The following is a 21,203-nucleotide window of genomic DNA, read 5'->3' on the forward strand; positions in this document are numbered from 1 at the left end:
GTCCAATTCAATCTAATAATTTCTCAAGCTCAAATGATGGACCTTACAGGTCAATCCCTCGAATGATAACTTTTTTTTAAAAAATTATCATTTCTTCTACCACCTCGTTCTTTTTTTTCCGACATACTATTTAATACCTGCCATATTAAAGATCAGCCTTAACCTAAAATGAATGAACAACAATGGATGCTAATCAATTCAGCGACCTGTTAAAACGCTATCGCCTGGGCACATGTACCGAAGAAGAAAGAACCTGGGTAGAGAGCTGGTATAACAAACGTCGCAATAACATATATAACCCGTTAACGAACGAGGAGGAATTGCTTACCGGAGAAAGGATCTACGGTAATGTAATGTCTGTGCTAACCTTTGAAAACCGTAAAAATGTAGTACCACTATGGCGCCAACCCAGGGTTTGGTGGGTGGCGGCCGGTACAATATTGTTGATGGCTACCGCAGGTTACTTTGTTATAAACAATAAGTCAGTTGAAACCAAAACAGTTAAGACCACCACGCCTGTTGTTCAACCCATGGCAATACCAGGTGGCAATAAAGCGGTACTTACACTGGCCGATGGATCGTCGATCGTGTTGGATAGTGCGGCCAATGGCGCATTAACAAAACAGGGCGCCACCACTGTTATGAAGAAGCAGGATGGTGAGTTGGTTTATAAGACAAATGGCAAAACAGGTAAGCAGGCCATTGCCTGGAATACTGTCAGTACGCCACGCGGCGGTCAGTACCAGATTGTATTGCCCGATGGTACCAGGGTATGGTTGAATGCGCTTACAGCCTTGCACTTCCCCGCCAGCTTTTCAGGCGATGAGCGAAGGGTAGGATTGAGTGGTGAAGCATATTTTGAAGTAGCGAAAAACGACAAAATGCCTTTTAGAGTTTCTGTAGTACCCCAGCCTTCAACTGCCGGAGGTTTGCCGCAGGCGCTGCCGGGCGGGGAGGAGCGTGCTATGGTAGAAGTGTTGGGTACACATTTTAATGTAAAAGCGTATAACGATGAAGCTGCAATAAGAACTACTTTGTTAGAAGGGGCAGTAAAGATGAGCGGTTCAAAAGGGCAATACCTCATGAAACCGGGTCAGCAGGCGCGTGTTGGCAGGGATGGTAAAATGTCACTCGATGAAAATGCCGATGTTGATGAAGCGGTTGCCTGGAAGAATGGCCGCTTTCAATTTAATGAAGCCGATGTGGAAACTGTAATGCGCGATATAGCCCGGTGGTATGATGTAACCATTGAGTATACGGGCAAAGTACCTGCTGAGAAGTTCGAAGGCGAAATACCCCGCAACAGTAGTATAACAGAGGTATTTAAAATATTAGAGCTAAGCAATGTGCATTGCAAAATAGAAGGAAAAAAGATCACCGTATTGCCATAAAGAACAACCGGTTTAACCATACCGGAAATGAATGAATGATAAACTGCTGAAAATTGATTATTAACCAAAACGAATATAAAACCATGACTAAGACCTGATTTTAACTGTTCAATTGACTGCCAAAAAAAGAAGCCGGAAGCGCTGGAACGCAACCGGCCTTATTAGGGCAAACTCTGTAAAAGCGTCGAAACTGTTATTTGTTTACCCAATTTTAAAAGTATGATTTTTACCATTCTTTGCCAAGTTGTGGCCATACCACAACGGGCAAAGTCCAAAACTATTCTGGTTATGAAGTTAACCGCTGTTTTTTTGTTGGCGGGCTTCTTACAGGTTTCTGCGGCGGGTTTTTCTCAAACCGTTACTATTTCGAAAGAGAATGTTCCATTGCAGAAGCTATTCAGGGAAATCAAGAAGCAGACGGGTTATGTGTTTTTTTATAACATGCGATTGTTACAAAAAACACATGCCGTAAACATCGATGTAAAGAATAAGGGACTGAAAGAAGTACTCGATCAGATCTTTATGGCACAACCTGTTACTTACAGTATTGTGAATAAGACAATTGTGGTAAACGAAAGAGCGCCACAGCCACTGCCACCTGTTGTTGCCCAACTCGATACGGTGCCGCTTTTAGAGGTGCATGGCAAAGTGATAGATGAAAATTCGGGCACACCGGTAGTGGGCGCCAACGTATTGGTAAAAGGAAACCAATATGGCACTACAACCGATGCAACCGGTGCATTTACCATTAAGGCAAAGCGTGGTGCGTCGTTGGTGATCAGTTATGTGGGTTTTGAAAATCAGCAGGTAACTGTAAAAGAGAACGTACAGTTATCGGTGAAAATGAAAAATAGTAAAACGCCCCTCAGCGATGTGGTGATCACTGGTTATCAACAAATAAAAAAGGAAAGCTATACTGGTACTGCTGTTACTGTAAGCGGTGAAGAATTAAAGCGCATCAACCCTACCAATATGCTGCAAAGCATTTCGGCGTTTGATCCTTCGTTCCAGGTTGCACAGAATAATTTGCTGGGTTCAAACCCCAATCGCCTTCCACAAATAAATGTGCGGGGTTCTGCTTCTCTGCCTACAGGTAGCGGTGAAGTGTTAACCCGCGATAACTTGAAGGGTAATATCAACCTGCCCACCTTTATACTCGATGGTTTTGAGGTAAGTGTAGAAAAAGTATTCGACCTCGATGTTAATCGTGTACAAACCATCACACTGTTGAAAGATGCTGCTGCTACGGCAGTATACGGTTCACGCGCTGCCAATGGGGTATTGGTGATCACGACAAAAGCGCCACAGGAAGGTAAGCTGCAGTTGAGTTACAATTATGATGGTACATTGTCGGCACCCGACTTAACCGATTACCACGTATTGAATGCTGCCGATAAACTGGAGTATGAGAGGCTGGCCGGTATGTACGAACCGGTTGCCGACCGTACCAAGGATAAGCAGGAAGAATTGTACTTTCAAAAGAAAGCCAATATACTGTCGGGTGTAAATACCTATTGGCTTTCACAACCTGTAAGATCGGCGTTGGGGCATAAGAACTCCCTGTATATTGAGGGCGGTAATGCCACCATTCGCTATGGCGTTGATCTGCGTTATCAAACCCAGCCTGGTGTTATGAAAGGATCGGGCCGCGATCGCTATGGATTAGGCTCAGTACTTTCATATTCCCCAAACAAAAAATTCATTTTTAGAAATACGCTTACCGTATCCCTGGTTACCGGTAAGGAGTCGCCCTATGGCAGCTTTGCCGAATTTGTGGCTATGAATCCGTACTATCCCAAAACTGATGAGAATGGGCATGTACTGCAGGCGGTTGACAACTGGATGGTTGATACCAAATTGTCGGACACCAGCCAGTATAAATTAAATAATGTGCTGAACCCCATGTTTAATGGTACCCTCAGCAGTTTTGATAAAACAAGGTATACCGAGATCATAGATGCCTTTACTGCCGATTGGAATATTACTTCTGCATTAAGATTGCGTGGGTTGGCCAGCGTTACCAAACGCAAGTATACCACCGACCGGTTTAAATCGCCGCTGGCCAATGAGTTTTTTAATTATGAAACCACCAGGCTGCGCGAGCGGGGTAGCTACTTTTACAGCACCAATGATGAAAATGCATTTGATGGTAACTTAACCCTTAACTATAATAAACAACTGGGCGATCATTTTATAAACCTGGCTTCGGGTGTAAACATGCGCAACTATAGTACCGATCAAAAATCTATAGTGGCTATTGGTTTCTCAAACGACCGGTTCAGCAATATTGAATTTGCCAATGAATATGCGCAGAATAGTTCTCCCTCGGGCTACTATGGCCTTGAAAGGCTTTTCGGTTCTTTTATGTCGGTGAACTACTCTTACCGCAATAAATACATGGCCGATCTGAGCGCCCGTTTAGAAGGTTCTTCAAAATTCGGCAACGAAAACAAAACAGCGCCTTTCTGGTCATTGGGGCTTGGATGGAATGTGCACAAGGAAGACTTCTTACTGAACTCCGACATCAGTACGCTGAGGCTGCGCGCCAGCACAGGGTTAACAGGAGATGTGAAGTTTGAACCTTATCAATCAAAAACAACCTATGATTACTATACCACCAACTGGTATTCAACGGGGATTGGGGCATCTGTAACCACTTACGGCAATGAAGGGCTGAAGTGGCAGAAAACAGATAACTATGATGCGAGTATTGAACTTGGTCTCTTCCGCGACCGGATCTTTGTTACTGCAAAATACTATCAAAAACTTACCCATGGACTGCTGGCCGACATCATATTGCCCCCTTCCACCGGTTTTAGTTCTTACAAAGAGAACCTGGGCGATATGAAGAATACCGGCCAGGAGTTAGGCATTAAAGCAGTAGCTTTTAAGAACCGCGACTGGACGGTAAGCGTTATGGCCAACATGAGCCGCAACGTAAATAAGATCGTAAAGATCTCCAATGCGTTGAAAGCATACAATGATAAAATAGACAATGAGCAGGAAAAGAACTATTCAAACCAGCCATTATTGCGTTACCGCGAAGGCGAATCGCTGAACACCATTTATGCAGTTCGTTCATTAGGTATTGATCCCGAGAATGGTAAAGAGATCTATGTTAAAAGAGACGGCTCCTATACCTATACCTGGAGTGTTAAAGACATAGTGCCTGTTGCCGACAATACGCCTTTTGCTGTTGGCTATTTTGGACCAACCGTTGCTTACAAACGCTTTTTGCTAAACGTGCTGTTCTATACCAAATTCGGCGGCAAAGAGTATAACCAAACGCTGGTTGACAGGATTGAAAATGCCAACCCACGCTATAATGTCGATAGCCGGGCGCTTACCGACAGATGGAAAAAGCCTGGTGATATTGCTAAATACAAGGACATTAAATCACTCGACAAAACCTTTGTATCTGACAGGTTCATTCAAAAAGACAACCTGGTTGAGCTGTCATCGGTGTATTTGTCGTACGATTTTGAAAAGCGCATCTACAGCAAAATGGCCATGCGCAACCTGCGGGTAGCCGTTACTATGAATGATATCTGGCGCTGGTCATCTATGAAGCAGGAGCGGGGTATAGATTATCCTTTTGCCCGGAATTTCACATTTTCTATTCAAACAAGCCTTTAAATCTCGGGAAATGAAAAATTATATATGGTTTGCGATAGTAGTGCTCACCTTATCGTCGTGTAAAAAATGGCTCGATGTAAATCCCGTATCTCAGGTGTCGGAAGTAGAGCTGTTTAAATCGGCCGAAGGGTTTGAAGAGGCGTTGAGCGGCGTTTATTCAAATTGTTCAAATATGAACCTGTATGGGTTTGAACTTACCGGTGGTTTAACCGAAGCGCTGGCCCAGAATTATAGTATATCGGGCGATGACTGGTGGCATTATAAATTAATAACACTTTATAACTACAACGACCGTTATTTTATTGCAAAAAAAGATACAGTATGGAGTGGCCTGTATAATGCTATTGCCAATTGTAATCTGTTATTAAAAAACCTTGAATCAAATGGAGGTATTCTTACAACCGACCGCCGTCAGTTGATAAAAGGTGAAGCGCTGGCATTGAGAGGTTTCTTGCATTTTGACCTGTTGCGTTTGTTTGCGCCATCGTTCAAAAGTAATCCTGCTGCCAAAGCTATTCCTTATGTGAACGATTTTTCGAACAAGGTTACAGAACTGTCAACTGTAGATGAGGTATTAACCAATGTAGCGGCCGATCTTGAGCAGGCGAAAGAACTGTTGCGCACGGTTGATCCTATTGTTTCGGCTGGTTACAAAGTGGGATATAATACCGATAAACCTTCAACAGAAGAATCTTCATCGACCCTGTTTTTACAAAACCGCCGGCACCGCCTTAATTATTATGCCGTTTGCGGTGAACTGGCCAGGGTGAATTTGTATAGGGATAAAAAGCCGGAGGCTCTGAGTAATGCTTTGGAAGTAATAAAGTCGAATAAATTCCCTTTCACCACAACGAATGATTTTATTAACTCCGAACCCAAGACCAAGGACCGCATTTTATATAAAGAACTGTTATTTGCGTGGTATGTGCCGCATTTAAAAGATACCGTGGCTAACCGCTTTAGTAATGGTCCTAAAAGCCTGTACATAGAAAAGAATACGTGCGATGTACTTTATGAGATAACTGGTACGGGTGGTACCGACAATCGTTTTAAACAATGGTTTGTGCTTGGTGGTGGTGGTTCGTATCAGTGGTATGAATTGCAGAAGTACAAACGCGATGCTGAATCAAACAGGCATTACCTGGTATTGCCAGCCATTCGCCTAAGCGAAATGTATTATATCGCTTCGGAATGCGCGTTCGATACCGACCCGGTAAATTCCCTGCTTTACCTTAATACGGTGCGGCAGAACAGGGGCATGCGAACAGATGCAACGGCAAGCAATAAAGAAGAGTTATTGAATGAAGTAATTAAAGAAACCCGCAAGGAAATGTTTGGGGAAGGTCAGGTTTTTTATGCGTATAAAAGACTGAACCGGGCAATTACAGGACAAATAGGCGGCAGCAATGTTACCGCTTCTGACAGGGTTTTTGTAATGCCACTACCCGATAATGAAATTGAATTTGGTCACCGTTAAACAACCGCATTTTATGAAGAATATCATTGTTGTATTGGCGGCTGTTATGTTAACGACAGCCTGTAAGAAAGAACAAATCCCCGTTTTTACCAACCCCGATAATCATATTTATTTTAACCTGGCCCCTTATGGTTTCCAGGATAGCATGGTATACACTTTTGCCTATCATCCCGAGCGGGCGAAAGATACCATATGGGTGCCCGTACGAATTTCGGGAAATAGGCCCGACAGCACGCTTACCTATTCGGCGAAAATAGTAGACGCGTCTTCAACCGCCGTGGTAAACAAACATTACGAGCCTTTAAAGGATACATACACCTTCCCGGCTCATGCGGGCACCTCGCGGATGCCTGTAATACTGTACAGTGTTGATACCATGTTGTTGCTGCGCAGTTATGCAGTTACCATTCAATTGTTGCCCAGTGCTAATTTAGGTACGGCCTACGCAGATCAGGACACTGTACGTGTTGTGTTTTCGAACAGGCTCGAAAAACCAGCCTGGTGGGACGATTGCCCCAAGGGACCATATTCTATTGTGAAGCACCAGTTGTTCAGGTTATCGGCTACAACTGAAGATGTAAGCCGTAACCCATTCGATGTACCCATTCGCCTGTATTACAGCGACCGGTTCAATGCGTTGCTGTTAAGCCCTGAAACGTGGATAGCAAATAATCCCGACAAAGGTTATGAGATAAAGGTAAGACCTGATGGAAATAAAGAATTTTTCTATTCAGCCACACCTGAGAAAAAATACCTGTACCGGAAGAATCCACAAAGTGGCAAATTCTTTTTTATTGATGAAAATGGTAATGAAGTGATTTAGGTTAACTGCTTAAAAATATTTCAATGAAGCAACTTCTTATGGTTACGCTGAGCGTGTTTGCGCTGCTACAGCTGGCCTGTTATAAAGATAAAGGCAATTATGATTATAACGTGCCTGCGGCCCCGCAGGTAACCAACCTCGATTCATTATATGGTATACCCGTGGGCGATACCCTGGTAATTAAACCAACGGTAACAAGCGCCAATCCCGATGCAAAATTTGGCTATACCTGGCGTATAAGCCTGCCAAAGCAGTTTCGCGATACCACGTTTAGCGGGTATCCTTTTAAATTCTTTTTCAACCTTGATGCCGATACTTACACGGTACGGTTAACACTTACCGATAGCTCAAATGGGATGAGTTATTTCAAAGAATTTAAAATACAGGGGCTTACGCAATTCACAAAGGGTACATTGGTGTTAAGCCAGGAGGGCGGTAAAGGGCAGCTTAGTTTTGTAAAACCCGATAGTACCGTGTTGCCCCGTATATATCAGGCCTTACATGGTACCGACTTACCCGGTAAACCGTCGCAGATAATAGATCTCATACTGCAAAATTATAATCCAACACCTGCGTTAGGCTATTGGATCACCTGTAATGAAACGGATGATGGGGGTGTACACCTGAATACAAATACCTTGTTGCAGATGAAAACTTTGCGTCAAAACTTCTTTACCGTTCCGCCGGCTGCAAAACCCGGTTACCTGGAAACGTCCTCTGCGGGCGTTTTGCGGGGCGTAATAAATAGTAAACTATATATAGGCGCATGGCAAACCTACTATGGCAGTACTATATATGGCTATTTTGGCGAACCTGCCCTTGGTGATTATGAACTGTATGACCGTGTCGCTTTCAATATTGCACCTTACTTCGTAGGATACGAGAAAAAACTGAAAAAGTTTGTAGTGTTTACCAATATGGGCGCCGTAGCATATATAGGCGACGGTTACCAGGTAACAAATACTACTGCATTTGATCCCAAAAACGTTCAGCTCGACCTGTTGCATTTTCAACAGATCAACGATAACAACTGTTATGCATTTGGTAAGGCTGCTGATGGCACCTTGTACGAGTTGAAGTTTACACCGAAGTTTATGGGTATTGTTCAGGTTGACCCATTATATAAACGGGCATTTCCCCAACCTGCACTCATCACTGCCAACACCAAATGGGCAGGTTCTAATTCGGAAGAGTTTTACTTTACCTCTGGCGATAAGATCTATCGTTACAATCCCACAAACAAGGACTTAAAGCCATTGACAACAGACTTTGGTGGCAAAGCGGTTACCATGATCAAACTGGCCGATGATGATAATACACTGATAGCCGGAGTAGACGGAACCGTTTATTTTCTCGATGTAAGTGTTGGTAAAAATGGTGAAGTATTTAGAAAGTATACCGGTATCCCCGGCTCACCTGTTGATGTAACCGTAAAGAAATAATAAAAGCACAATAAAAAATACCTCATGAGATCAGTTTTTTTGAAAGGATTGCTTTTTCTATTAATATCAAACAGCGCCTTTTCGCAAAAGAAAGCCCCGCAGTTTACGATAAAAGCAAAGATTGCTCACTTTACCGATAGCCTGTTGTTCCTGAATTATGGAACCCTCGGTGCATCGAAACTCGATTCGGCAGTAGTTAAAGATGGCATCTTTACTTTTAAAGGACATGTAGATGAGCCTTCTGTTGCCATGATCTTTACCAAAAACTTTAAGGTGAAGTTCGACCTGTATATTGAAAATACAAACATTACCGTGGCTGGTGATGCCGATGCCCGGTTTACTTACACTGTAACCGGCACAGGAACAGTAAAAGAGTATGAGCAATTGAACCAGCGGTTCATGGATAACCGAAGAAGAACAATTGCGCTGTATGAAAAAGCATATGAGCTTAAAAAGACAGACAGTGTAGCTGCAAAAAAAATACAGGCGCAGGCCGATAGCCAGTATCACTGGGAGTATTCCTACAGGCATGAATACATTGCCACACACCCCAAAAGCTATATCTCTGCAGTTGAGTTACTGGGCTATGCCAGCACTCTTACGCTGGGTAACAGCATAAAGTTATACAATGGCCTCGATGCTGCCATCAAAGCGTCGAATGTTGGGAAGGAGATAGCAGGCCGTATAGAACTGTTAAGCAAAGTGGAAGAAGGTAAGCCCGCACAGAACTTTACCCAAACAACGCCCGATGGTAAAGAAGTTACCTTAACTTCTTACAAAGGCCACTATGTGTTGGTTGAATTTTGGGCAAGCTGGTGCGGCCCCTGCCGGGCCGAAAATCCCAACCTGCTGAAGCAATACCAATTGTATAACAAAAAAGGATTTGATATACTCAGTGTTTCGCTCGATAAAGACAAGGAGCAATGGTTGAAAGCGGTTGAAAAAGACGCATTGCCCTGGACTCATGTATCTGACCTTAAAGGTTGGGAAAATGAAGTGGCCGTGTTGTATGGCATCAGGGCCGTACCTGCCAGTTTCCTTATAGACCCGGCAGGTAAAATAGTTGCTACCGGTTTACGCGGCGAAACGCTGAACAAAAAACTGGAATCGCTTTTCGGAAGTACCCCCGCTAATTAAAATCCAACTTGAAGAACGCAAGATGAAATGCCAGAAAGTGTGTGAAGTTATTCAGGAGAACCCACGCACAAATTGATCACACATGATTAGAGAATGCTGCTCACGCCCCGACGATACTGTCGGGGCTTTTTATTGTGAATAACTCTTCTGCCCGAACATTGAAATATTGCCTTTGGCTCTACGTTTATGGAAACTTCAAAAGGTGGGTAGCTCTTGCAGAGCTGCTCAGCTTGAAATCACGGCGAGCATCCGCCAGCTGGCGGATACCCGCCGCTTAAATCTTACCTCTATGGAAACTTTGGAAGAATTTGAACTGAACTTCGACGGCAAACCAGTGCCCGTTGCCCTGGTAAAACTGCTGGAATTTCAGAACGAAACAGGGTTTGAAAGCTATTGTCAAGGGTTTGGCCTGTATCGCGACAATAAAGGTGGTTTGAAGAGCTGGAGCACCAACCCCGATTTTCTGGCCAGATTAATGCCTTTTGCCCAGGCCAATGCGGGCGGCTCTTTTTATGCCTTATGGCAGTACGACGATGCGGTACCACTGGATGCGCTGCCTGTGGTGCTTTTTGGCGATGAAGGCGGGGAGTTTGTGGTGGCCGAAGAAATTTATGCCTTCCTGTGTTTACTTACGCTGGATACAGAGCCTATGACCTACCAGCAGGTAAGTTATTACAAAGGCGAAGATGCCGACGGTACCGAATACTCAGGAGAGTACCGCAACTGGTTAAAAAAGCATTTTAACCTCGATGCCATAAAGGAGGAAGATGAGATCCTGGCGCCTGCCATTCAAAAGTTTCAGAGCCGCTTTGATGACTGGCTGGAGCCGTATTTGGGATAGATACCAACTTTTCAACTACTTTTGCCCTATATGGCACAAAGCAGAATAAAAGTAGGCGAATACAATACGTTACGGGTAGCCAGGGAATTTGACTTCGGCATGTACCTGGGCGAAGATAAAGATGTGGTGTTACTGCCAAAAAGGTTTATACCACCTGGGGTTAAAGTGGGCGATATGCTGAAGGTGTTTGTTTATCACGATTCGGAGAACAGGCTCATTGCAACTACCCAGCAGCCCATTGGTATTGTAGGTGATATTGTAAACCTGAAAGCCGTTACGGTGACCAACCAGGGCGCCTTTATGGACTGGGGCCTTATGAAAGACCTGTTTGTGCCTAAAGCAAAACAATTGATGGGTATGCGGGTAGGCGGGTATTACATTGTAAAAATATACCTCGATGAGCAAACCGGCCGAGCAGCCGCTACCGAAAAAATTGAACCGTTTTTAAGTAACGAAGATCTTACTGTAAAAGAGCTGGAGCCGGTTGATATGCTGGTGTACCGCCGTACAGATATTGGCTATACGGTTATCATCAATAACAAACATACCGGCGTATTACACTTCAACGATATTTTCCAGGATATACAGGTAGGCGACCGTTTAAAAGGTTATATCAAGAACATCAGGGAAGAAAATAAAATCGACGTAGGTATTGGGAAAATGGGCTACCAGCGGGTTGAAGACGAAGCAGGAAAGGTATTACGGTTGCTGCAGGAGAACAATGGTTACCTGCCTTATAACGATAAGTCGAACCCCGATGAAATTTACTCCTTCTTTGGTATGAGTAAAAAGACCTTCAAAATGACCACCGGTAATCTCTACAAAAGCCGGAAGATCATATTCACCCAAACGGGTATCAAACTAAATGAAGAATAAAAAAACGTGGCATCCGCTAAAGACGGATGCCACGTTTTTTTGTAGCTTATTTTTACCTTATACTTCCACCAGTTCCTGTTTGGCTACCACTGTTAATGTAGCCGCCTTTTTGGGTTGCGGCTTGCTCTTTTTGCGCTTTCCCCACCAAACAATAAAACCGGTAACAGGTAAACTGCCAGCCACAAGGCTTATAAGAAAGGCAATACATTTACCGGCAAAACCGCCAATAGCGCCCACATGAATATCATAGTTCATGCGCACCAGTTTGTCGGCGCCGCTCGATTCTTCATATTTTTTAGCGAACAGGGTCTTGCCTTTTATCTCCTTCATCGTATACTGATCGAAGTAACGGGTATGGCTTTTATAAAAGGTGCCTTCGCCGGGGTTAAAGGTAGTGGTAATGGCGTCGCTTTGTTTTTGCGGAAAGGTAATAAACAGGCTGCCATTGCCTTTATACTCCCGGGTAAGGTTGTCCCATACGCGGTCGGCCGTTGAATACAGGGCTGTTTGTGCAGGAATATTTGTTGTGTCGGAAAACACCTGGCCTCTGCGCTCGGGCATTGTTTTACCGGCAGAAGCTATCCAGTAAACGGTTTTGGGCACCCATTTCCAACCAAAGTATAAACCGGTAATGGCAATGATCAATGCACCAATAAGCACATAAAAACCAAGCACATTATGCAGGTCGTAGTTCACCCGTTTAAATGATGCTTTCCATTTTACCTTAAAGCTTTTGTCAACATTTGCCTTACGCAGGTTCTTTGGCCACCACATGATCAACCCGCTTATGAGCAACAGTACAAAGATGCCGGTTGCCCAGCATATTACCTGTTGACCAATTTCACGGGGTAACCATAATTGAAAGTGTCCTTCAAGAATAATGCGGAAGAAATCTTTTTCCAGGGCTTTTACTTTCAGTATTTCGCCGGTGTAGGGGTTCATATAGATCTGCATGAACCCGGTTCTTTTGTCGCGGTAACTGGCAACAGCAGCTTTACCACGGCCGGGGTACTGAACCCCATTGATAACCGAACCCGGTTTTCCGGCCTTATCGCCGAACTGTTTTTGTTCGGCGATCTTTTTCAGCACCGAAGGGCTTATATAGGGTTTATCTTCAGTTTTTACAAATTGATAAGGTTGTGTAACGCTGGTGATCTCTTTTTGAAAACAATAGATACAGCCGGTGATGGCGATAATAAAAACGATGAGGCCCGACACCAGTCCCAGCCACAGGTGCAACCAGTCGTTGATTTTACGAAAGAGCGACTTGCCGCTTTTTTTGCGCGCATTGGTCTTTGGCGGTGTTGACATTGATTGGTTGCTCATGTTGCTGTTTGTGAACTAGAGTTTATAAGTTAGGGTCATTCTCATGTTACGGCGTGGTTCTACTATATAAGAATAGAAAACAGCTTCAGGATTAGGGCTCGAGGAAAGTGAAGCTGCGGTAAGCAGGTAGCGGTTATCGAGCAGGTTGTTCACCAGCATGTTGATACCAAACTTACCTTTTTGATACGAAATACCGCCATCAAAGCGCAGGTACTCGGGCATGTTGGGTGTTTGCGAAGTGCCGTAGAAGCGTCCGGCCAGCCATTGGAAGCCACCATTCACACCAAAGCCATTTAACACACCTTTGCTGAAGCGATAGCTTAACCAGCCATTGGTAGTGTGGCGGTTGGTATTGGCGGTTTGGTTACCAACAGTTTTTGTAGTCACCTGTTCTGATTCTTTAGTTACTTTCGAATCGGTATAAGCGTAGTTCAGTATCAGGTTCAACCCTTTTACAACTTCTCCATTGATATCGAGCTCAAAACCTTTTGTTTCTGTTTCGCCCAATTGTACCGAGTAGGTAACGCCATTGATGGTAGGACCGGTAGTTAATGCATTTTTGCGTGTGATGCGGTATACACTGGCACTGCTTACCCAACGGCCGCCAAACCATTCCTTTTTCACGCCAAATTCAATATTGTTGCCTTTAATAGGTTTGAAGGGAAGACTGTCGGCCCCTAAACCCGCAACCGGAACAAACGACTGATCGTACAGGGCGTATACTGAAGTTTGTTTATCTATAGAATAGCTGATGCCGGCCCGGGGCGACCATACCTGGTCCTTTATGTCGGTGTATTTTGATTTGCCAACAGTTTCAGCATAGGTAAAACGGATGCCAAGAGATACGCGTAAGTTATTATTTAGGAAGCCCAGTTCATCCTGAACATATGCTGATGCATAATTAGTATAAGTAGCATATGCAGTAGCGCCTGCGCGTTGGCGAATGTTCACTGACCGGTCGAATACGGGAATGGAATCCATAGGTAATCCATATTCGGGCTTATAAATATTGAATGTTTTACGGCCTGTAAAATTAACGGCGGTATCACCTGTGCGGAAATCGCCCCAGAATTTTTTATTACCGAAATCACCACCGCCCAAAATACGGTGGCGAACGCTGCCGGTATATTCTTCACCACTGAAAGAGAACTGTGCAAAGCGGTTTTCACCGGCTTCATCGCCAATATTGTAACCGCGCTTCATATCGCCATTTTCTTTGAGTAAAGTAGGCCACATGCTACCAGATTGCATGGCAAAATTGAAGTAAGCAACCTGCGCGTGCGCTTTCCAACGATCGTTCAGCTGATGATCGAGGTAAACATATGTGCTATGATCTCTCATTTTTCCCGGAGGTAATGATGGGTCGGTATAAAAGAAATCGTTGGCAACGTCCTCATCGGCTAATTGTTTTTTACTGAACATGTAGTTTCCGTTGGCCAGGTATTTACTGGCCTGATAGGTGTACTCAAAGGTTACAGATGTTTTATCGTCGATGAGGTATTTGAAAACCGGGGCAACCACTACACGGTTGTTGAAGTTGAATTTGGTGTGATAGTCTTTTTGTTGGGCGGCCAGGTTCAAACGGTATAACAAACGGCCGTCTTTGCTCAGTTTACCATCAAAGTCGGCACTGGCGCGGTACGTGCTAAAACTGCCGGCGCTGATGCTGAATGCCTGGTGGCTGATGCCGGTGGGCTTTTTGGTTACTACGTTATAGAATCCACCGGGTTCACCTGCTGCCAGCATAAAACCGGCCGGGCCTTTTACAAATTCAATATTCTCGACCATAGAAGCATCTTCAGCGGTTGGGCCCCAGCTGGCTTCGATATTCATACCATTACGAAAGGCAGGTATCTTGGAGCCGCGCATACGAATATTGGCATATTGATTATCCCAGTGTCCCATACGCGAGGCGCCACTTACGTTGCGGGTAATACCATCAACGATGTCGAACACCTGCTGATCGGCCATTGTGCGTTTGCTGATCACCTGAATGTTCTGTGGTGTTTCTAAAATTGAGCTGGCCAAACGCAGGGACGAAGAAGGATTATCGATCTTGTAGCGGCCACCGGATGTAACCACTATTTCGGTCAATTGCGCGTCGGACAATACCAGTTTGAAAGAGATATTGTTTTGTTTACCATTTTCAGATAAAACTATAGTTGTGTCGAGTGGTTTGTACCCTTTCACGGTTACATCAACTTTATAAGAACCTGCAGGCAGGTTTTTGAAAAGGTAGTAACCGGTTTCGGTAGTCAGTGATTGTTTTTCTACAGGGCCGCTAACCTTTACGGCTACTCCTTCGGCAGGCTCATTGTCAACGGTAATGATCTGACCCGAAATAACCCCTTTAGGGCCATTTACCTGGGCAGAAACATGTATGGAAAGGAAAAGACAAAGAAAAATACTTAATACAGACGATAACCGGGTGCTGCTTTGCTTGCTAAAACTCGTCATAGTGGTAATAAATTGATTTTAATAACTGGTCGGAAACGATTGAACTTGAACGTTTTGGTTTCGGCCTGCAAAATTATCCTGCAATTAATTGTGATATTTACGCTATCGGGAAAAGCGTTTATGCAAAAGGGAAATTCTGGTGTATTGAAATAAATCAACCAGCCTGTCGTTCTTGCATTTTTAACCGACCCTATCAATGAGAAACAAAATCTACGCTGTTATTGCGATCCTCTTCTGTTTTGCCATGTCAAAAGGTTGTATTGATGATTATATGAAAGGTGACGATAATTCAAACATCGCTAAGTATGAAACCATGCTGGCCGATAATTCAAAAACAACCGCCAGGCTTCGTGATGTGTTTAAAGAAGTGACCGTAAAGATCATGAAAGTGCCTGTTAAATCCTATGAGTTTACATATGATTATACGGTTGAAGGCGTATCTTATTCAGGCGAACACACCTTATCGGAATTACCAAAAACAACCGACCTGGAAGTATACTATCTGAAAAGCGATCATTCGTTTAGTATAGTAGATCCTAAGAGCAGGCTCGAAAACGAAAAGGAAAATGGCTGGGCCAAAAACCCTTTATACTGGGCAATTGGCTGGGGTGTCCTCGGTATTGGTGTACTGCTCAATTTTATTTTTGAACTAAGAGAAAACAGAGGCTAGGCTATACGGTCTGTTTATGTTTTCGCGCCATGCCTTGCGCCATGATGCTTACTGCAATCAGCTGCAAGGCATGGTATAACATTATAGGTAATAACAGTATACCCATTAGCGGACTTCCCATAAAGATCACCTTCGCCATTACTGTTCCATGTATCAGCGATTTTTTTGAGCCACAGAAAGTGGCTGTAATGGTGTCTTCGCGGTTAAAGCCCAGCAAACGGGCAACGCCCCCGGTAATAAAATAGGCTACAAAGAACAACCCTAATAAGCAGGCCCCCAGTAATACCAGCTCCATTATATCGAGGCTGCTGAACATATGTTGATCGAACGAATCGCTAAAAGCGGTGTATACAATAGAAAGTATGGTAAGCTGATCGAAGTACTTTAATTGCCTGCTGTATTTCTCAGCTATCTTACCTAAACGGGTAGGGTTTAATAACAAGCCCAATACTACAGGCAACAATATTTGCAGAAGTAATTTCTTCACTACATCGCTCATGTCAACATCATTGTGGTTGCCGCCTGTAACCAGGGCCATCCACGCAGGTGTTATAAAAATACCCATGAGGCTTGAAATACTGGCGTTGAATATAGCACCAGGTATATTGCCGTGGGCAATGGATACCATTACCACCGATGAAGAAACGGTTGAAGGTAATGCGGCCAAAAAAAAGCTGCCCAACCATAATACCTGTGTTTCCCCACTATTGAGCCAGGGTTTAAGTATCAATACCAGCAGCGGGAACAAAATGAATGTACTTGCCTGTACAAGAATATGTAAACGCCAGTTGCTCAATCCTGCTACCAGTTTATTTCTGTTCAGTTTTAGCCCGTAAAAAAAGAAGATAAGCGAAACACCTATATTGGCCAGCCACGAAATGGAGAAAGGCCCTTCTGCAATACCCGGCCCTGGAAACTGCGAAGCTAAAATGATCATCCCTATTAAAGAGAGTATAAACCAGTCTAACCCAAAACGCCCCAGCAATTGTGCTAATTTTGTTGCCATACAGGATGCAAGATACTGAACCCTGTTTATTTAGTTAAACCCAGCGCGGGATCATCGGCCAGTTGTGGCGGTAGCAGGGGCAGGGTTACCATAAAACTGTTTTCATCCTGGGTAATGGAAAACCCATCCTGTTGCAGTAATTCATACTTCAATCTGATGTTCTTTAAGCCTATTTTATTACTGGGTACTTTTACGGTGCGGCGTTGTAAGTTATTGCGAACTACCAGTTGGCGGTCGTCGCGGGTAAAGATCTCTATTTCCAATGGGGTCGATCTGGCAAGGATATTATGCTTCACGGCATTTTCAATCAATAGCTGTAAAGTGAGCGATGGCAACAGGTAGGCGTCGTAACGCGGTACGGTGGTTACCTGTAGTTTAATGGCCTCGCCATAGCGGGTTTGCAATAAGCGGTTATAAGAGTGTACAAAGCGGATCTCATTGGCAACGGTGCTTAATCCTTCTTCGTTGTTCTTTAGCAGATAGCGATATACTTTACTTAGTTCGTTTAAAAAAAGATCGGCGGTTTCCTTGTCTTCCCGTATAAGCGATGAAAGTGTATTAAAACAATTGAACAGAAAGTGCGGGTTCACCTGGTTCTTTAAACTATCGAATTCTTCCCTGAACGATAGCTGGCGCAGCATTTCTTTTTCTTCTTCCACCTCTTTGTATTTGGTAACGGCATAGTCGGCATCGTACAGGGTCTCAAATACAATGTTTACCACCAACGAAAGCACTGCGCCCTGCCATACATCGGGCAGGTTGAAACGATAGCCTTCAATATGTAATAAGCTATACAGCGTACTAATAAACAACACGGTGCTCACCATCGACAAACAACATATTCCTAATTTATACCGCATGCGCCGCCGGGTTTGGTTTAGCTCGGGGTATTTCTTTTCTGCTTTTGCTGAATTGGTGATACGAATGTACCAGCTACAAAAGCCAAGTATAAAAATGAGCGGGAACGAAATGGCCCAGATCTGCCATTCCCACCAAAACCGTTCTTTATACAGTATTTGGTTAACGGCAATATCAATAATGGGCATGGAGAACAAAAAGGAATACACTTTTAGTTTTGGTATGGCCCGTATGTTTATCATCGCCCTCCCTTTTTACAAATGAACAATGGCAGGCGTATCACCCGTTCTGTATCGCTGTCTTCAATAACAATGCGGCTTTGATGCAACAGTGAGTACCTGGTTACCAGGTTATCGATACCCGATTCAATATCTGCCTTCTCGCTTATGAGTTTTGGTTGTACATTATTGCGTACCACAATATCATCCGCGGCTTTTTCAATTTTAATGCACAGCGGTTCGTCTTTCGTCATTACGTTTTGCGTAAAGGCGTTTTCAATAATGGTTTGCAGTGTAAGCGGTGGCAGCCATTTGTCATAATCGGCCGGGGTAATGTTGATGATGATCTGCAGCCCGTCGCCATACCTTGTTTTTAGCAGATAATAATAGGAGCGTACAAAGTTGAGCTCGGTAATAAGCATTACCAGCTCGTCGTCTTCATTGCGAAGCATATACCGGTATACCTTGCTCATTTCATCGAGAAACTTTTCTGCTTTTTCTTCATCTTCATAAATAAGGCTCGAAAGGGAGTTGAGGCTGTTGAATAAGAAGTGTGGGTTCACCTGGCTTTTAAGGCCCTGTAAACGGCTTTGGCGGTTGGCCCGGCTCAACTGTTCGCTCTCCTTCATTTTATGTTTCCAGATCTTATAACGGGCAATGCCTTCCAGCAAAAACGTAATGAAGATGGCGCTGATGCCGGTGCCAATAAGGCTCCATACAAAGGCGGTTTTATTGAACGTATAAGTAAACCAGGGGATATATTTATAACCCTGGAAGAGGAACTCCAAAAAGATGGTGATGATGATAAGGAAAAGGAAGAGCATGATGAGCAAACGCAGTCCAATGCCTTCTTCGCCTTTAAAGAACCTTTTTAAGAACACCCCAACGGCGCTGCATACGGTAAAACCGGTTGCATACACCATAGCGGCAGCGGCGGTGGCCGTTAAGAATACTTTGTAGTTGGTAAAATAGGGTACACCCAACATAAGGCTGTTTACACCAATGGTAAAAGGACCGACAAACAAAGACATTACCAGGTAATCTTTGCCGCTATATTGAGGTAGTTTCCATTTCATACTTCACGCTCGCGATACAATTTAATGCCAAATGGCTGATGATATGCGAGGGAAGACCCCGGTTGCAATATGGGCTGTTTGAATTGAGTAAAAAGAGGGTTCAATTGGCAATTGACAATATGCAATTGGCAAAGGTTTCCGAATTTTCAGAACCATGCCTAATAGCTTATTGTCTAATGCTTATTGCCCATTGCCTATTGATTTCGCAACGCGAAATCCCTGGTTGCTGAAAGAGGCGCGATCATTCACCTGGCCTATCATGTAAGAATTGAACGCATGACACGAATTACCACTGCACCACCACGAACCGCCGCGGGCATGTACCAGTGAAGACCGTTGGTTGGGTGATACTTTTCCGCTGCAGAATTCGAAAACATTGCCATATGTATCGTATAAACCCCAGGGGTTGGGTTTAAAATGCCCTACAGGTGAAGTGGTCATATAGCCATCGGTATAGTCGGCTTTTTTGTGATCGTGGCCGTACCAGATGTTGGCGTAGGGTTTTATTTGCTGCGGGTTATTGCCAAAAAAATAATTGGTGCGGGTGCCTGCACGGCAGGCAATTTCCCATTCTTCGAGTGTTGGTAGCCGAACGCCGGCCCAGGTACAATAAGCCTGTACATCGTGATAACTGATACAGGTAACGGGATGGTCCATGTGATTGGTGATACCGCCACGGCTTTTGCCGTTGGGATACCGCCAGTAAGCGGTACTGTCGCTCTTCCATCTGAACTCATCGAGCGGTGGTTCAAATACCAGTGCATTGTGCCGTTTTTCGGCATCGGTAATATAACCGGTGGCGGCAACAAAGGCGGCAAATTGCCGGTTGGTGGTTTCGCAGGCCGCTATATAAAAGGTATCTACTTTTACTTTTCGTAAAGGGTTGCGTGCATCATCTTTTATCCCAACTTCATACACACCTTTGGGTACTGTAACAAAGCGTGTATGTTGTTGCGCTGTTGCCTTGTGCAGGCAAAACAGCGCAACAAATACAAGCCATGTTTTATTTTTTATGTAACCCATTATAGAAATTTGTGGCCCGCTGAATAATAAGGTCTTCATTGGCCTTGTTGTATACCAGGTAAAAAGCGGTCATATAGTCTTCTTCAGTTTTCGGTTCGCGATACAGTTTTTTGTAACCGCTTGAGTTCACAAATTCGGGATAGTTATTTTTCTTCATCAATTGTAACAGCAGGGTAAGAACGTAATGGTCTTTTTTATCCTTGTTGTAGAAATCGATGAGGTAAGGAATGAGTTCGGTAGCATTCATTTCAATAATGGCTTCCTTGAGGTTGCTCTTGATAGTTTGTTGTTCTTTTACCAGTTGCATTAACTCAGTGCGATTATTTTTAAAGAAATTTATCTGGCGTTCGCTCCACATAAATTCTCCGTAGGTATCGGGCAGTGTACCGTAAATGCGATTGGCTGCATCGGGGTGTTGAGGAAGGGGATCGCAGATCTGGCTATAGCTTTCGGGGTGCACCATGTTATAGGTGAACTTTTCTTTTACTGAAAGCGCCGCGAAGGTTTTTTCGGTAAGTGCTTCTATGCCGCCGTCGCCTTCTCCTTCAATGTATGGGATCTTTGCTACCAGTGCTTTTATTTTTTCGAGGCCATAGGGTGGTACAGTTAACTCGCCGGTATTTAAATAGATCTGGCCTTTAGTGGTATTTTTTGTAGTGTCTATTGCGGCTGCTAAAGGGTCGGGCGTAGCATCGGTTGGTTCTGATGCAGGCGTATTTGCTTCACTTGCTGTTGCTGCTATATCATGTTTTTGGGTAGTGTTCTGTGTTGATGCGTTTTGCGCGGCAGGCGATGAGCAGGCTGCCAGCCACAGGACCAGGCCCAGGGGTAAGTAAGTTTTCATGGGCGGAAAAATACAATTTAGTTGACAAGTTAACAAGTTGACGAGTTAACAAGGTGACAAGTAAGGGAGGTTCTCCGCCAGCTGGCGGAGAGCTTCCCTTTT

The 21,203-nt window shown here is 44.1% G+C and carries 16 protein-coding genes; 9 read left to right on the plus strand and 7 right to left on the minus strand.

Features of this window, described 5'->3' with window-relative positions:
- Window positions 1-182: 182 nt before the first annotated feature.
- The 8 genes from GGD38_RS29625 to GGD38_RS29660 all read left to right on the plus strand — a co-directional run bounded on the left by GGD38_RS29625 (window position 183) and on the right by GGD38_RS29660 (window position 11,623).
- On the plus strand, window positions 183-1,391 hold the full coding sequence (locus GGD38_RS29625; protein WP_375302637.1) for a FecR family protein: 1,209 nt from the start codon (window positions 183-185) through the stop codon (window positions 1,389-1,391).
- Between the two features lie 288 nt (window positions 1,392-1,679).
- Window positions 1,680-5,027 carry a SusC/RagA family TonB-linked outer membrane protein gene (locus tag GGD38_RS29630; RefSeq protein WP_375302636.1) on the plus strand — a complete coding sequence of 1,116 codons (3,348 nt, stop codon included), beginning with the start codon at window positions 1,680-1,682 and terminating at the stop codon, window positions 5,025-5,027.
- Between the two features lie 10 nt (window positions 5,028-5,037).
- On the plus strand, window positions 5,038-6,504 hold the full coding sequence (locus tag GGD38_RS29635; protein WP_375302635.1) for a RagB/SusD family nutrient uptake outer membrane protein: 1,467 nt from the start codon (window positions 5,038-5,040) through the stop codon (window positions 6,502-6,504).
- A gap of 13 nt (window positions 6,505-6,517) precedes the next feature.
- The gene (locus GGD38_RS29640; protein WP_375302634.1) at window positions 6,518-7,327 is read left to right on the plus strand and encodes a DUF4843 domain-containing protein; all 810 of its coding nucleotides are present in this window, start codon (window positions 6,518-6,520) and stop codon (window positions 7,325-7,327) included.
- 23 nt (window positions 7,328-7,350) lie between these two features.
- The gene (locus GGD38_RS29645) at window positions 7,351-8,769 is read left to right on the plus strand and encodes a PKD-like family lipoprotein (RefSeq protein ID WP_375302633.1); all 1,419 of its coding nucleotides are present in this window, start codon (window positions 7,351-7,353) and stop codon (window positions 8,767-8,769) included.
- A gap of 24 nt (window positions 8,770-8,793) precedes the next feature.
- Window positions 8,794-9,906 carry a redoxin domain-containing protein gene (locus GGD38_RS29650; RefSeq protein WP_375302632.1) on the plus strand — a complete coding sequence of 371 codons (1,113 nt, stop codon included), beginning with the start codon at window positions 8,794-8,796 and terminating at the stop codon, window positions 9,904-9,906.
- Window positions 9,907-10,195: 289 nt separating this feature from the next.
- Window positions 10,196-10,747, plus strand: a complete 552-nt coding sequence (locus GGD38_RS29655; RefSeq protein ID WP_375302631.1) for a hypothetical protein — start codon at window positions 10,196-10,198, stop codon at window positions 10,745-10,747.
- 30 nt (window positions 10,748-10,777) lie between these two features.
- Window positions 10,778-11,623 (plus strand): S1 RNA-binding domain-containing protein, encoded by an 846-nt coding sequence (locus tag GGD38_RS29660; protein ID WP_375302630.1) that lies wholly within the window; start codon window positions 10,778-10,780, stop codon window positions 11,621-11,623.
- Between the two features lie 57 nt (window positions 11,624-11,680).
- Here GGD38_RS29660 and GGD38_RS29665 read toward each other — a convergent pair whose 3' ends face one another.
- Window positions 11,681-12,949 (minus strand): PepSY-associated TM helix domain-containing protein, encoded by a 1,269-nt coding sequence (locus GGD38_RS29665; RefSeq protein ID WP_375302629.1) that lies wholly within the window; start codon window positions 12,947-12,949, stop codon window positions 11,681-11,683.
- Between the two features lie 15 nt (window positions 12,950-12,964).
- The gene (locus GGD38_RS29670) at window positions 12,965-15,406 is read right to left on the minus strand and encodes a TonB-dependent siderophore receptor (RefSeq protein ID WP_375302628.1); all 2,442 of its coding nucleotides are present in this window, start codon (window positions 15,404-15,406) and stop codon (window positions 12,965-12,967) included.
- Between the two features lie 196 nt (window positions 15,407-15,602).
- On the opposite strand from GGD38_RS29670, the gene GGD38_RS29675 reads away from it, so the two are divergent.
- Window positions 15,603-16,076, plus strand: a complete 474-nt coding sequence (locus GGD38_RS29675) for a hypothetical protein (RefSeq protein WP_375302627.1) — start codon at window positions 15,603-15,605, stop codon at window positions 16,074-16,076.
- Window position 16,077: 1 nt separating this feature from the next.
- Here GGD38_RS29675 and GGD38_RS29680 read toward each other — a convergent pair whose 3' ends face one another.
- The 5 genes from GGD38_RS29680 to GGD38_RS29700 form a co-directional block, all read right to left on the minus strand.
- A complete protein-coding gene (locus GGD38_RS29680; protein WP_375302626.1) occupies window positions 16,078-17,082 on the minus strand; it encodes a bile acid:sodium symporter family protein in 1,005 nt (334 codons plus the stop codon).
- A gap of 26 nt (window positions 17,083-17,108) precedes the next feature.
- Window positions 17,109-18,182: a sensor histidine kinase gene (locus GGD38_RS29685; RefSeq protein ID WP_375302625.1), complete on the minus strand. Its 1,074-nt coding sequence runs from the start codon at window positions 18,180-18,182 to the stop codon at window positions 17,109-17,111.
- Window positions 18,179-19,234: a sensor histidine kinase gene (locus GGD38_RS29690; RefSeq protein ID WP_375302624.1), complete on the minus strand. Its 1,056-nt coding sequence runs from the start codon at window positions 19,232-19,234 to the stop codon at window positions 18,179-18,181. Before GGD38_RS29690 ends, GGD38_RS29685 begins: the two co-directional genes overlap by 4 nt.
- 180 nt (window positions 19,235-19,414) lie before the next feature.
- On the minus strand, window positions 19,415-20,257 hold the full coding sequence (locus GGD38_RS29695) for a formylglycine-generating enzyme family protein (RefSeq protein ID WP_375302623.1): 843 nt from the start codon (window positions 20,255-20,257) through the stop codon (window positions 19,415-19,417).
- Window positions 20,238-21,101: a hypothetical protein gene (locus GGD38_RS29700; protein ID WP_375302622.1), complete on the minus strand. Its 864-nt coding sequence runs from the start codon at window positions 21,099-21,101 to the stop codon at window positions 20,238-20,240. The genes GGD38_RS29695 and GGD38_RS29700 overlap by 20 nt, the downstream gene beginning before the upstream one ends.
- Window positions 21,102-21,203: the final 102 nt, after the last annotated feature.

Origin of the sequence: Niastella sp. OAS944 (assembly GCA_024809215.1) — a bacterium.
Lineage (GTDB): Bacteria > Bacteroidota > Bacteroidia > Chitinophagales > Chitinophagaceae > Niastella.